Source organism: Paenibacillus sp. FSL P4-0113 (genome assembly GCF_038009305.1).
In the GTDB taxonomy this organism is placed as follows: Bacteria; Bacillota; Bacilli; order Paenibacillales; family Paenibacillaceae; genus Paenibacillus; species Paenibacillus polymyxa_D.
The window spans coordinates 3,556,426-3,571,108 of record NZ_JBBPAZ010000001.1; the positions used below are offsets into that span (position 1 = coordinate 3,556,426).

At 49.8% G+C, this 14,683-nt stretch carries 13 protein-coding genes; all 13 read right to left on the reverse strand.

The window, feature by feature from the left end; genetic code table 11:
* Window positions 1-6 precede the first annotated feature (6 nt).
* Entirely contained in the window at window positions 7-1,347 is a 1,341-nt protein-coding gene (locus MKX46_RS15260) for a YycH family regulatory protein (protein ID WP_341071436.1), read from the reverse strand.
* A complete protein-coding gene (gene walK, locus MKX46_RS15265) occupies window positions 1,344-3,173 on the reverse strand; it encodes a cell wall metabolism sensor histidine kinase WalK (RefSeq protein WP_029518931.1) in 1,830 nt (609 codons plus the stop codon). The genes MKX46_RS15260 and walK overlap by 4 nt, the downstream gene beginning before the upstream one ends.
* Window positions 3,170-3,901 (reverse strand): response regulator YycF, encoded by a 732-nt coding sequence (gene yycF / locus MKX46_RS15270; protein WP_025723159.1) that lies wholly within the window; start codon window positions 3,899-3,901, stop codon window positions 3,170-3,172. Before yycF ends, walK begins: the two co-directional genes overlap by 4 nt.
* A gap of 231 nt (window positions 3,902-4,132) precedes the next feature.
* Window positions 4,133-5,656 (reverse strand): M23 family metallopeptidase, encoded by a 1,524-nt coding sequence (locus tag MKX46_RS15275; protein ID WP_318627806.1) that lies wholly within the window; start codon window positions 5,654-5,656, stop codon window positions 4,133-4,135.
* A gap of 365 nt (window positions 5,657-6,021) precedes the next feature.
* Window positions 6,022-6,678, reverse strand: coding sequence for a hypothetical protein (locus tag MKX46_RS15280; protein WP_069012363.1), 657 nt, complete (start codon window positions 6,676-6,678; stop codon window positions 6,022-6,024).
* Between the two features lie 147 nt (window positions 6,679-6,825).
* A complete protein-coding gene (locus tag MKX46_RS15285) occupies window positions 6,826-7,542 on the reverse strand; it encodes a GntR family transcriptional regulator (protein WP_029518938.1) in 717 nt (238 codons plus the stop codon).
* A 27-nt stretch (window positions 7,543-7,569) separates the two neighbouring features.
* On the reverse strand, window positions 7,570-8,577 hold the full coding sequence (locus MKX46_RS15290; protein ID WP_341071437.1) for a CehA/McbA family metallohydrolase: 1,008 nt from the start codon (window positions 8,575-8,577) through the stop codon (window positions 7,570-7,572).
* A complete protein-coding gene (locus MKX46_RS15295; RefSeq protein ID WP_069012365.1) occupies window positions 8,570-9,037 on the reverse strand; it encodes a hypothetical protein in 468 nt (155 codons plus the stop codon). The genes MKX46_RS15290 and MKX46_RS15295 overlap by 8 nt, the downstream gene beginning before the upstream one ends.
* The gene (locus MKX46_RS15300; RefSeq protein WP_069012366.1) at window positions 9,034-10,548 is read right to left on the reverse strand and encodes a hypothetical protein; all 1,515 of its coding nucleotides are present in this window, start codon (window positions 10,546-10,548) and stop codon (window positions 9,034-9,036) included. Before MKX46_RS15300 ends, MKX46_RS15295 begins: the two co-directional genes overlap by 4 nt.
* Window positions 10,549-10,579: 31 nt before the next feature.
* Entirely contained in the window at window positions 10,580-11,422 is an 843-nt protein-coding gene (locus MKX46_RS15305) for an ABC transporter permease (protein ID WP_029518942.1), read from the reverse strand.
* A 2-nt stretch (window positions 11,423-11,424) separates the two neighbouring features.
* The gene (locus MKX46_RS15310) at window positions 11,425-12,594 is read right to left on the reverse strand and encodes an extracellular solute-binding protein (RefSeq protein ID WP_025723151.1); all 1,170 of its coding nucleotides are present in this window, start codon (window positions 12,592-12,594) and stop codon (window positions 11,425-11,427) included.
* A 98-nt stretch (window positions 12,595-12,692) separates the two neighbouring features.
* Window positions 12,693-13,724 carry an ABC transporter ATP-binding protein gene (locus MKX46_RS15315; protein ID WP_029518944.1) on the reverse strand — a complete coding sequence of 344 codons (1,032 nt, stop codon included), beginning with the start codon at window positions 13,722-13,724 and terminating at the stop codon, window positions 12,693-12,695.
* Between the two features lie 53 nt (window positions 13,725-13,777).
* Window positions 13,778-14,602 carry an ABC transporter permease gene (locus MKX46_RS15320; protein ID WP_069012367.1) on the reverse strand — a complete coding sequence of 275 codons (825 nt, stop codon included), beginning with the start codon at window positions 14,600-14,602 and terminating at the stop codon, window positions 13,778-13,780.
* Between the last annotated feature and the right edge of the window lie 81 nt (window positions 14,603-14,683).

Below are 14,683 nucleotides of genomic sequence, written 5' to 3' on the forward strand. Positions count from 1 at the left end.
TTCCTGTCACCTCTTTGTCTCCCGGTCTGGCTTCGTTTGTGTTGTGTTGGATGCTGTCGTTACAGGAACAGCAAGAATTTCTGCAACAGAACCGTCACCGAACGTAACGCGCCATTCAGGAGCAAGCTTCAATCCATCATTGGTCAGCTCCGGTTGATATACGGGAGTCAGATCTCGAATCGTCTTCCCTTTGCCTACAGTCTCCAGTCGCTTCTTCAAGGGCTCGCCGCCCGGCAGCATAACCTTCTTCGAGGATTGCTCTCCTCCCTTGAGATACAGCAACGAACGTTCATAGACAGAAGCCGTTTCCTGCTGGATTTGCAGCGAAATCGTACCAAAGCGGAACGATGGTGTGTCGAGCACTGGATAAGCACCATAATACTGCTGAAACATCACAGATGTACGATTTTCATCACTGCTTCTCAATTTCAGCTGATACGAAGCATCCCAACCGCCATGCTGATTCACGAAATCAACTGCGGCCAGCACATCCCTAATCGGGCTGCTTCCACCCGCTCCTGGCGCACTCGGATCGGTATAGCTCATCCAACGTTGCTCCTGCTTGATTTGCAGACTACGTTTGCTATCCGTATAAATTTGGGAGCCGTCCTTCTCCTGAATATTACGCGTAATCCCCGGATCGAAAAACAAATTCCGCTGCATTTGCTCTGTCGTAAACAATCCAGCATACACTACAGGCTGCGTAGTTTCCAGATCATCCACGGGAATGTAGTACTGATTATTCACCAGCTCGTACAACGGGGCATTTTTACCGAAATTCACATGCTGCCGGATGTCCTCTACCGTCATATCGAACTGGTTCGCCTCATACACCACATCGCCTCTTGCACTGAAAAAGAGCGCATGTGGCTTGGCATTCTTTTCGTCTATATAGATCCAAATGCGGTTAATCGTCTCTCCCTGAAACACCGAATCCGGCGTCAGACGCATAACCCGCTCCAGTAATGAAACCGGGACTCCGCCTGAAAAGGATAATTCGATGCCTTCATTTTCGCTGCGAATCTGTGCCCAGTCCGCCGATTGAATACTTCGACGTTGAAAGTTGTTAAAGCTTCGGCTTTCCAGCCGTGTATAAATTAAATCGTAAAAAGTAACACCCGGATAAAAAACGGTATGTTTCTTCTCACCTTGGTGAATTAGCATTTTATCAGGAAACACGAGGTTCTCAATCTTTTTCTCCTGCCCCATGCTTTCGGTTTTGACATAGTTCGTTTCTGAAGTGAGTACAGAATCACTGCCTGGAAGGCGGTAAATCAAAAAATAAGTCTGTACCAGGCTGGAAGCAACCAGCAAAATAAGCGTCCAGGACTTCAAACGTTCCTTCACTGTGCTTCCCTCCCTTCACTCGACATGGGTAGCGTAAAGGTCGTGCAGGTTCCCTGACCGTATTCCGACTCCAGAAAAATCTGGCCCCCATGTGCCTTTACAATTTCCCGGGCAATCGACAGTCCCAGTCCCGTGCCGCCCATATTGCGCGATCTCGCCTTGTCTACACGATAAAACCGTTCAAAAATCCGGTCCAAGTCTTTTTTGGGAATACCAATTCCGGTGTCTTGTACCGAAATGGACAGCATTCCCTCACTGTTGCGGCGAGCTTCGATCCGAATACTTCCGCCATCTGGCGTATATTTCAGCGCATTGGACATCAGGTTGTCCAGCACCTGCTCAATTTGGTCCCGGTCGATCACGACTTTACCGATTCCCTGCTCTACGAACATCCCTGAGCGAATGTGTTTTTGCTTCATTTGAAAAGAAAACCGATCTGCGACTTCGTCCAGCATCTCCATCACATCCGCAGGTTGCATCCGCAAAGGCGCCTCATTGGAATCAAGTCGTGACAGATGCAGCAAATCCGTAACCAACCGGATCATACGCTCTGTCTCGTTGCGGATCACGCCCACGAACCGTTCTGCGAGCTGCGGTTCAGCCATCGCGCCGTCATCCAGCGCTTCAGCGTAGCTGCGGATGGTCGTCAACGGAGTGCGCAGCTCATGGGATACATTCGCTACGAATTCCCGCCGTGTCGTCTCCATCTCCTCCTGCTCCGTCACGTCCTGGAGCACGGCAATCGTCCCCGTAATGCCGATTTCCCGCCGATGAATCGGCGTGAATGTCACACGGATGACGATGGGCTCATCCTGACCAGCTGGCTCCAGCTGCAAGAGCGTGGAGGCCGAAGAACCGCTATACAGGGCCTCGGTTTCCTCCGGGTCGATCCCCAGCAGTACCGCGATATGCCTGCCGGTCATTTCGTTCTCGTTCACGCCCAGCATGGCGCTGGCCCGACGGTTGACCAGAATGACCCGGCCATTGTCATCAGTAGCGACCACACCGTCGCTCATATTGGTCAAGATGGAGGAGAGCTTCTCCTTCTCCTCTTCATTTTGGGACAGCGCCTCACGCAGACGGCCTGTCATATAGTTAAAGGCCACGCTGAGCCTGCCGATCTCATCTTCACCAAATACCGGCATCTGCTGGTCAAATTTGCCCTCGGCAACCTCTGTTGCATGGCGTGTCATCACCTTGATCGGGTGCGTAATCGTATGGGCCAATACCACGCCCAGCACAGCCGTCAACGCAAGCGCAATGAGCATACCTGAGAGAAACACATTGTTAATGCGTTTCATCGTATCGTACAGCTCGGTCATCGAAGCGGCGATGTACACCGCGCCGACAATCTTACCTTGGCTGATAACAGGTTTGGCGACGACCTTCTTGCGGACATTATCTTCGTCCACCATGTATTCCTCGTTATCACGGATACCTTGGAGTGCACGGCTGACCACTGTCTGCGTATTTTTGCGTCCAACATAATCGGCGTGTGAACCCTGAGAAGTAATTAATACTTTCCCGCTGGCATCCAGCACCTGAATTTCCGCGCCGCTGAAATCAAATAAATTATTCACGCGTGCACGCAGACTTTCCACGCTGTCTTCTTCCATTTTGCCGTCACTGCCACTCAGATCCTGCTCCGCCAGCACGGACAGCATCTCCGCCCGTGCTTGCAAATCCTGCGTAAAATTACTCGTGAGGGAGTTCTTCATCGAGCTGACAAAATAAACCCCTATCAGCTGCATAGCCACCAAGATAAGTAGCACATAAATAATAATCAGCTTTGCATGAATGGTACGAAAGAAAGACAGCCATTTCATGCCCGCAGGCCACCTTTGCCCCCGCTCACGATATATCCAAGGCCACGGCGTGTCAGGATGGTCTCCGGCTTGCTCGGATTCTCCTCAATCTTCTCGCGCAACCTCCGAATGGTCACATCCACTGTCCGCACATCCCCGTAGTATTCGAAGCCCCACACCGCCTGGAGTAAATGCTCTCGCGTCATGACCTTTCCAGCATTCTTCGCCATATAGTGCAATAGCTCATATTCGCGGTGCGTCAGGTCAAGCGGTGTTCCGTTTTTGTAAGCTGTATACATATCCGTATCAAAAAAGAGGTCGCCCACACGCAGCCCCTGCTTATCTTCCTGCGGTCGGCTTTCCGACGCGCCTGCCCCGCCGCGTTGCTGTCTGCGCATCTGTGCCTTCACTCGTGCCAGCAATTCCCGCGTGCTGAACGGCTTTGTTACATAATCGTCCGCGCCCAGCTCCAGCCCCAGCACTTTGTCGATTTCGCCGTCCTTAGCGGTCAGCATAATAATCGGCGTCTGGAGCTGATGTCCGCGCACCTCGCGGCATACGTCCATGCCGTCCATGCCCGGCAACATCAGGTCCAGCAGGATCAGATCAGGCTGCTGCTTGACCGCAATATCCACCGCGCTGATTCCATCGAAGGCGCAAATCACCTGATAGCCCTCTTTTTCTAAATTAAATTTCAAAATATCAGCGATGGGCTGCTCATCATCCACTACCAGAATCGTTCCTTGCATACAGCGTTCACCTCTTTTCACGGATCATCATCTATAATAACTTTCGTTTGTCAGTACCTATAAGATGCTTATTCTATTCTATCATACCCGTGCGTCATTCCATTACTTCTTCAGACCCTTTTCTTTACGCAGAAAAAAACCATGCCTGCACCTACTGTTAAGCATGCAGAAAAACATGGCCTTTCTCATTGATCCTCATAAATCATGTAACTCTCGTTATAAACATCCAACCTATCTTAAATACGTCATTGGGTTGCGTGGCGTATTATCTTTACGAATTTCAAAATGCAGATGCGTCCCGGTCGAGCGCCCTGTGTTCCCCATGACCCCGATCGACTCGCCTTGCTGAACCACCTGTCCTACATGAACGCCAATACTGCTCAAATGCCCGTACACGGTTTGGTAGCCGTTGCCATGATCGATCATAATGACATTGCCGTATCCATTCTGCTGACCTGCAAATGATACCACGCCTTCATCTGATGCGTGAATGTCAGCACTACCGACCAAGTCGACACCCTCATGCATACGTCCCCAACGTGCGCCAAAGCTACTCGACATCGATGCGCCGGACACCGGCCAAGCAAACTGTCCTGAGCCTTCTCCTACAACCTTCGTTCCTCTAAGAACCACCTCAGTAATAGACGGCTGCAGCACCTTTTGACCGAGCCATTCCTCTTGCACGACCTCACCGTTCTCCTTGGTCAAACGATAGTCCATCTCTTTAAGACCTGCTTGTCCCGGTCTGACCACTTTGGTAACTCCTGCCTTCAGTTCATCGCTCTGACGAATCTCAACCTCAGGCTCGATGGCAATCTGTTCGACGACCTTCTCTACTGTTCGCACCGTAACCGGAACCTTCGGAGCAGTAAGCTTCAATTCGTCCCCAATTTGCAAATACAGCTCACGCAAGCCGGGATTGTTCTGCTTAATCTCCCAAGCGGTCATATTAAATTTAGTTGCAATCGACGACAGAGAATCGCCTTCTTGCACTGTATACGTGATAGGAGCCTCACGCCCCTCAGTCAACACTTTGACTGCTTCTGCCTCCGTCAGCACCTTGTTCGGGTCTGCTTTCACAGGCTCGTACGCGATTTTCTCACGGATACTGGCAGACTCCAGCCATGCTTTGGGGGTTTTAGTACTAGCACTCGCATGGCTGCTGCCCACGGATGTTTTGCGAACCAGCCCCTTGATGCCTGAAGATGTACCCTCACCCACAGGTGTGTACTTCTTCTGCACTTGCTTTAAAGCCGCCTGTGCAGTCGCCTTGTCCTTTACAATGCCAACCGTCTGTCCGTTGACCTTCACTTCTACCCCTTTGGCATACGCTGTCAGCATACCATCCAGCTTCTTCAGCGTAGCTGCGCTGTCAATATCCGCTTTATATGCCTTCTCAATATCTGTCGTTACCGCGTTCGTATTGAGCACCATATCCACGCCGGGATACTTATCCTTATACTGTTTGCTCTTCGTTGCGTATAGCTGTTTAAGTTGTTGCTCATTCAAGATATTTCCGACCTCGACGCCCTTTACATACACTTTATAATAAGGAACTGTGTTAGCCCCGACATACTGATTACTTGCAAAAATAAGACTGCCTGCAATCACCACACCGCCTGCCGTCCAGCTCAGCCATTTTCTTCGACCGTTCCACCACTTTGCTAATTTCCCCGTTTCTACAGCAGACTTGTCTGCAACGTTGGAAGCTGCATTCCTGCTGTCTGGTGAATCCTGCTCCTTCAAAACCTTCATGACTCTCTCCTTTTCAGCATATCTTATCTCTATATAAATGCGTTCATTATTGGTCTTTCACACTATGAATCTAGCCTGTATTCACAAGCATCTATGATATTAGTCGCTATCTACCATTGCATAGTTGCGTAAAAGGTTTCAAAAATTTAACCTTTTCACAACACTGTTTACTTTAACATAGCCTTTACAAAGAATTCAACTACACCCCAATTACTTCCTGACACGCAAAAAAATCCGCGCATGGCGCGGATTCTACAGTCCTATTTTGAGCATAAGCATTGCCCATGAATTCATCTAGACAAACTAACCCATTTCGCTCTATATCTTGTTCATTGGAAGTCGCTTATTGGATTTTTGTAAAATACTTATTTAAGCAAAGCCATCAGCTTGTTATATTCCTCTTTGGTTAAATACTTCGCAAGCACCTGCTGAATATCCTGAAGCTCCTGCTCAGTGAGACCGCCTTCCATCGCGGCTGATATTTTCTGCATCTCCTCCGGCGGCAGCTTATTCATCAGAATTGCAAAAATTTCCTGTTTCTGTGCAGCCGGTAAGTTGTTCTTCTTCTCTGTCAAATGGTCGGGCGTAATCACTAAATCATGGCCTTCAATACTCGTTTCGGGTGTAGTTGTACCTTCTGCCTGCTTCCGTGACTCGTTGCCTGATGTTCCGGCCGACACAGCCCCCTTCTGAGATACCTTGCCATTGGCTGCGCCACCTGCCTCACTTCCGCTTTCTTCTAAGCCCTGTCCCATGACAGGCAACGCATCATCAGGCGGTGTTACACTTCCCGAGCCACTTCCTGTCGTCTTGTTCTTCCCCGTGTCTGTGCTTTGGTCAGTGCCCGCGCTGCCTTTTAGCCAACCCAATCCCCATATGGGCTGTTGATCAAGCTGAATGTTAAACTGCCGTAGCAGCGATTGAACATAAGCATTAACGACTACACCTGTCACTGCCAGCGTTAGTGCGCTAACCAACACGACCGTCATTCCTTTTTTAAGCAGCCATCCAAGCCACCTCATATCCCGTTACCTCCTTATACGCATCCTGCCATGTGTGTATCATCATGAAGTGCATATAGATCAGTATTGACGAGATATGACGATTTTTAACCCATGAAATATGTAAAACTAGCACCATTCAATAGGAGATGCCACATTCTAATTGAATTAGCGTGTACGACGCACCCAGAAACGAAAAATGTCACTGCGGACATAATCCAGGGAATACAGCACCTGCCTGTTCATTTCATCATAGTGAAGCTGCTTCAATAGTAATACCGTAGCCTGCGGATGCTTCAGCAGACGTGTCATATGTGCGTCGTCATAGTTTGGAACGGTAAGCTCGGAATAGGCTCCAACAATTCGTACCCCCGCCTTGAACTCAAGACTCTGAAAAAGCGAGCCTGAAAAAGAGTCATCTTCCAAAATGGGAGCGGCTAATTTCTCTGGCATCCAGTTTATAGAGTGGGCTACAGCCTCTCCGTTGGCAGTACGTGTACGCTCTAGAGCAATCATGGGCTCATGCTCGGAAAATCTCATCTGTTCGGCAATATCAGGAGGACAAACCGAAATTCTCTGAATGGATTCCAGCTGCTCGTCTTCCCGTAGCCCTGCCGAACGAATCATGTCCCCGATGCTGTACAGGCGGTCCAGCGAGCTTGGAATACTTGGTAGCGGGCAAGTCGCAAACGTGCCACTCCCGTGTTTTACTAGTAACTTACCTTCCGATTCCAGTTGGCGAATAGCTCCCCGTAGCGTCGTACGCGAGACACGAAACGATTGGGAAAGTGCAGTTTCCGACGGCAGCCGATCCCCCGGACCCATTTGATTAACCTTCATATATTCTTCTATACGCCGCTTTATGTTCTCTTGTTTTGTTGACACCGTCCGAAGCCCAGCCTTTCTATTGTGTTAAGCCATATAAATCGGATTCGTAAAAGCAATCATCATCACGCAGTCTTCCATGCAGCCGTAAAGCTCCGCTCGTATCCAGCCCTTTCCTAGCGGGTCTTGCAATGACAGCGTATATTCTCCTGTTTGGGCAGGGATCTGAATCTCCGAGCATATGCCTTGACTACTTGTCAGCAGAAGACGAAGATTCTGAGGCTTGAGATTATAATGGGCTGCTCTTGCTTCTACATTCAATTGAACCGTCACAGATAGTGTATCCTCTACAGTCAGCTCTATACATTCGCCGATGTGATAACGATGTTCTCTGCCCTTAATCTGCGCCCACATCGTCAGTAGCGGTCCCATCGTAACTGACACTGAACCGTGGCGAATCGCCTCAACTGCCCGGCCTTCTAAACCTTCTCGCTCTTCTGCTTCATCATGAACCCCCAGATATGTAACAGCCGGAAGTGAATCATCCGGTTTAGATACATGCCAGTCCCGACCGCTTACGGCAGTGATGCGATACCCCTGATTCAACAAATCGGTCCACATGGCAAACGCCCGCTGGCTATCCCGCTTAATAGATGGCATCAGCGTTGACCAGACCTCTATATAATCCACCTCGTGCCAATCCTGAATCGTGTACTCCCAAAAGCACCCCGTACAGATCGGACTTCCGATCCTGAACGGATGGGCAATCCCTGCAATGCCTCCCTGCTCATGCACCTGCCGAATCCCCTCATGAATGTCATCTGGCCCCAGCACACGCCAGTCGATAAAGCGGTCAACCCCAAGCGTCAGCATATGCCCGTAAAAGGTCGTCCACTCCATCCCTGAAATGATCGGGAGACCGAACTGCCGCTGAACCCCTTCCTGATCCGCAAGTGCCGATTGCGTGTTGTGATCCGTCATAGCGATGCATTCAAGTCCCAGATCCACTGCGCTTTGAACAAGCTCCTCCAGCGTGTGCTTGCCGTCGCTGTGAAGCGTATGGGTGTGAAGCTCAGCTGGAATCCATTTAAGCATATGCTGCTTCCTCCCCCAATACATGAATTTGGTAGGCAAGCGTCTCGGTCACAACGGCATGCAGACTGACCGTAATCCGCCACATGCCCGCCGGATGATCTCCTGCAAGGAACCCCGGCGAAGCCGCAGACGAACCGAGCCAATGCTCCTGCTGCATCTCGGGACGGTGCGCATTTCCCCGGTGACGGACAGGATCATCGACAGACAGCGTTAATAAATTTTGTAGCGGTATATACTTCTTCCATAGATCGGATGAATGCCCCGACTCGTCGTATCCGTATTTGCACATGCTTTCCTCAATGATTCCTCGTGCTTGCTCTTGATCCTCCAATAACTTGGGCGTGTAAGAGAAGTGAATACGAATCGTTTCAGTCGGCTGCGGAATATGGAAGGAGTACGTAATATGGCTCTGGGTGCAGGTTCTATCGACCGTTCCCTCCACATACAGCAGCCTGCTCATGACTGCCCATCCTGGCTGGACGGTTCATCCACAACTTGCTTCACCATATCATTCACAGGATGTCCTTCATCACCCGACACGTCTTTGTCGGCTGTCCATAAAACACCTACGGGTTGAAGCCGCGTCAGCTCAATCACCCGGTCTGTATGAATACCTGGAAACTGCGGGAGATTATCCTCGTTTAACGTAAAGGCACACAGTCCAGCCACTTCCATGCTGTCCGCACCGCCTTCCAGCAATACGGCTCTAATTTCAGCTATATCCTCAAGCACAGCCTCTCCAGATAGCTTGACCGTGGTAGAAAAATGTGACTCTGCCCCCTCATAAGCGGCTCTAAACTCCCCGAGTCTCAGATCATGGTGGCATGATGAATACCACTGCTCCGAGCCGTGAAGACGAAGCTGGATATCGACGCATGCATCTTCCTCGCGCCGATTGAAGCCCGGCCTGAATCCTGGAGACGATTCTCTGCCTGAATCCCGTAAGGGACGTTTGGAAGTCTGGATAAACACATAGCTACGCTGGTGTGCAAGTGCAATGGAAGACGCTTGTGACGGCATTTCCAGCTCCTGCTGACGTTCCATCTCCCACCCAGTGACCTGATAGGCAAAAGGAAAACGGCTCATGACCGCCTCACGCGGCTCTTCCTCTGGTTTCCACTGGAAAGCAGGCGGCAGCATAAAACGATAGTCCGATGAAATGTCATCCTTAAAGTTTCCATTGGTTGTTGCGGATTGGAGAACAGGATGGCCACCCAGATCATAACTGCCATTAAACGCAGTCGTAATATGATGTGCCCCCTGGAAAACAGCTTCCAGAACATTGCCCCCTGCATCTAGCTCGACGCGGTACATCCATTCGATATCGGTGGTTCTTCCCCATTTGCTCATAAGCAGCGGCGCGGGCGTTCCCTCATCTTCATGGCTGAACATCATCTGGTATTCGATGACCGTCTTCCCCTCGTTCACTTCTATGGAATAGAACAAAACAAGTGGTGTATCCGTAAAGCGATTCTCATAGGGATGTGACAGATTGCGGCCATATAAAAGCGGGGTATGGCGATAAATCAGTGATCTTGGAGAGGAATCAGCCACGCAGCGCAGTTCAACCCCGTCAATCCATGCTCGAGATACAAGCGGAGCCGATTCCAGTTCGCGGAATTCAGCATAGACCTCGTAATCGCCTTCTTTTAGGTATCCCAACAAACGGGTATACACTCCCTGACTGCTGCCATAGTACAAAATGACATCCTGATTATAGGCTTCATTCAGGTAGAGGCGTACGAAGGCAGATTCTCGATCTGTCGCAGCCCAGTCACTGTCTGATCTGGCGAACAGATCAAGCTCCGCGTATCCGTCTTCTGGCATGGAGAACCTAAACCGGAACCCGTTTCCCGGGCTGAGCTCAACCTCCGCTTTGTGTAAGGCAATCCGATAACCGCAATCCAGCAAATCCTTTTCCCACACTCGCCCACTAAACCCGGTAATTTGTACCTCTGCTTGGCTATTCATCCCTGTAACCTCCTTAGTGTATGACGGCAGTCTAGCTGGCATCCGCATCCTTCACCATTGTCCGAATATAAAAGTAGCCCATAAAAGAACACAGTAAAAACATAAATACTGCCATTGCGCTGGCCGTATGCGTCTCCTGATAGCTGGAAAACACCTGCTGCATCGCAACACCCAACACTTGTGGTGAGTTGGCACCGATCAGGAAGGGAGCCGTAAAGCTGCCCATGATTCCCATGAAAATGAAGGTCACCGCAACCCACATCGTTTTATAGGAAAGGGGTAAAATAAAGCGACCAAACAGCTGCATCGTGCTGGCTCCAGCATCTCTGGCACTTTCGACGACAGCGTTTGGAATGCTGGCAAGTGCCGAGCTGAGCAGCATGGTTGCGAACGGAATGTTGAACCACAAATTAGCCAGCACCAGACCCTTGTAGTCATAAATAATCCTCGGGATCGTTTCAATTCCAAGCGGCAGCAAAAGACGTGCAGCCCAACCGTGATTGCCATACATGGTAATGATCGCATACGTTGCAATTACACCGGGAACAAACATCGGAATAAAATACAACCGGCCTATCCACTTCACGACAACCCCTTTGCCGAATCTCAGATAAATCGCCAAAGCATAGCTGATGACCAGAGTAAGGGCCGTCGAGACTAGCGTGACACTAATGGTATACATGATATTTCTACGCATGGCAGGTTCCGTGAACAGCCGAATATAGTTGGCCAGCCCGTAGCCCGTTCCATATTGATCAATCAAGCTTTCCTTCACGGCATAAAGAATCGGAATAATAACGACGACCAGCAAAATGAGAAAAGACGGGATGACCAGGGCAAGCCCCAGCATCCCCCTTTTGGACAATGAACTCATGATCAACCGCCCGCTACTTCACTTTGCCAGCGTTTGTAAATTTCCTGCTGAAGCTCTCCGCTGTTAAAGCTGCGGTATCCAGAAGATACACTGTTGAATTTCTCCTGCAGCTCCGTTGGCATCAGATTCCACTTAATCCCCGGGTAGCCGTACATTTTATTAATAACCACCGTTTGCGCTTCAGGCGTCAGTATATAATTCAAGAATTCCTGAGTGGCTTCTTTTTTGGAGGAGAGCGAAGGAACCATCAGATAAGAGGGTCCCCCTGTAAAAGCAGGATCGATCTGTGTCAGCTTCACCGTGTCCGGAAGCAGCCCTTTAGCCAGCTGCTCGAGTGCCATATCAGACCAGGCTGGAACCATATCAACCTCTCCACTCGCCAAAATATCAAGCGTGCCTTGGTTCTTCTTAGGATAGACTCCTTTTTGGTACATTGAAGGGCCCAGCTCCTTAAGCAGTGAGAAGCCTTGATCCCATTTCTTCATATTTGCCGGATCATCACTGTTCATCGCCTCTGGCGGAAGGAAATTATAGATCACCGTGTTCACAAACGAGCTGCCTGACCCACCCGTAGACGGATCGTTATAAGCAAACTTGCCTGGATGCTGGCGAATCCACGTGTACAGCTCGTCGGCTGTTTTCGGAGGCGTCGCTACTTTTGCACTGTTATAGGCAAGGACAACCGAAGAGGCACGATATGGAATGGCCTGATTGTTGACTTGCTTGAGATATGTTTCATCAACATTCTTCAAATTTGGAACCTTGGCAGCGTCAACCGTTTCCCACAGTTTCTCGCCTACCCCCTTGGTGATGTCATCCAGACTGCCTTCGTACAGGTCGATATCTGTATCGGTTTGCCCGCTTTTCTTGGCTGCAATCAGGCGATCCAGTGTAGATGCGCCTCCGGTCCCTGCTGGCAAATACACCAGTTTGACCTTAACGTGATCATTTTTAGCTTCAAAGTCCTTGATTAACGTTTCCCACAGCTCTTTGACGTTCAGAGACCCTCCAGTGTACAAGGAAATTTCCGTCGTTCCCGTAGCGGCCCCCGCTTTTGTAGACTTGGCTTCCCCTGTAGCCGTGGCGGCATTACCGCCGTTACCACAACCAGCCAACAACGATAAACTAAGTACCCCTGCCAAAACCAGACCCATATTCTTTTTCCCAAACACGTTGTTGCCTCCTTTAGATAGTTGCACAAGTTCGCAGCATCATCAGATGATGCGTTCGTGACGGACATTGATGCGATATAGAGGTTGATCGTGAATCTTCACTGTGCTGCTGGAAAAGTAACTATTTTACTGAAGCTGAATCTGATGTGCTCTCCACTGCGCAGCTCGGCCGCTCGTTCACGCGGCACAAACATTTTCAGATGATGGGTACCGCTATCCAGCGAAACTTCCGCATAATGCCCTAGAATCATCACTTGTCTGATTGTTCCGGCTAGAGAACCATTTTCTTCCGTCGTCAGAACAATATCCTCTGGTCTTACACCAACCATGGATTCACCTGTGTATTCATGCTCTTGTGCAAACGGTATTCCGCTCACAGAGACACTGCGACCTGTGCTCACCCCCTTTAATAAATTGATACGGCCAATAAAACCCGCTACAAAAAGGGACTGTGGCTTGTCATAAATCTCCTGCGGCGAAGAAAGTTGCTCAATCCGGCCCGCATTCATAACGACGATTCGGTCGGAAATGGACAGCGCCTCCTCCTGATCATGGGTGACGAACACCATCGTCATTCCTGTCTGGGTCTGAATATCACGCAGCTCCTCTCTCATCTCCATGCGCAATTTGGCATCAAGCGCGGAAAAAGGCTCGTCCAGCAGCAATACATCAGGCTTTAGCAGCAAAGCCCGAGCGAGTGCTACCCGCTGCTGCTGACCTCCCGAGAGCTGTCCCGGCGTTTTACGCTCTGCGCTCTCTAGCCGAACCAGCGCTAGCGCTTCCTTCACCTGACGGTCAATTTCTGTCTTCTTCACCTTTCGAATCTTCAACCCGAAAGCCAGGTTGTCATACACGGTCATATGCGGCCACAAATTATAGCTTTGGAACACCATAGCCGTCGGACGTTTTTCGGGCGGCAGCTTGAGTACGCTTTTACCCTGAATCTGAATGTCGCCACTGTCCGGGTCCAAAAAACCGCCAATGGAGCGAAGCACGGTTGTTTTACCACAGCCGGAAGGTCCCAGCAGTGTCACCAGCTCTCCCTTCATCACGTCAAGTGAAATGCCTTTGACTCCGTCTCCTGTCTTGAAGCGCTTGGTTAACTCTTGAATGGATAATTGAATGGGCATTAGCTTAGGCTCCTTTTTCAGGATTTTGCAAACTCCTCTTTTGACCAATTACGTTATTTCACCTGAAATCCGCCTGCCAGTACATCGGCACTTACAAAACGCTTGGCTGCCAATAGCAGAATGATCGTTGGCAGGGTTAGAATGACTGAGAAAACAGCACCTGTTGTGCTCGGATAATCAGCAATGATGGAATACATGATGACTGGCATTGTTTTATAGTCCGGCGTTCCGACAAGGAGTGTCCCTTGTGCTTCATCCAGTGAAGCAAGAAAAGTAAAGATGGAGGCGACCACAATGCCGGGCAGCGCCATAGGAAAGGTGATTTTCCAAAACACCCGAAAGGGTCCGGCTCCAGCATCCCGCGCCGACTCCTCCTGTGCGCGATGTACGCTGCGGAAGGCAGAGGATGGAATCCAGGTCATATACATGAGTGTGTTTACCATATGGATGAGCACAATGCCTGCAAAAGTGTTCATCAAACCGAATTGGTAGAATAGCACGGCAATGGACACATACAAACCCATTTTCGGAAAAGCATGCGTAAGCAGGAATGAGAAAAGGAACCACTTACTGAGCGGGAAAGAAATTCGTGCAAAGGCATAAGCAGCAGGAATACATACGATAATGGAGCAGACCGTAACGGTAATCGCAATCAGGAAGGATAGGGAAATCGAGCTGACTACATCATCCTGGGTAAGTACAAACTTCCACCATTCCAGTGACAAGCTCTGCGGGAGCGGTGCAGGATACTGCCATTTTCCTGAAACCGCCAAGAGGAGGAGATTGGTCAGAGGCCCCAGGAAAAAGATGACGAAAATGATAAGCACGATGAATTCAACAATTTTGCGTGTGCCGAGTGAGCGAAGATACCAGTTCATAATTCATCCCTCTCAAGACGTCTAGACGTCCAAATCTCTTTTCTATTTGGATTATAGAGAGGGTTTGTTATCACAAATCGA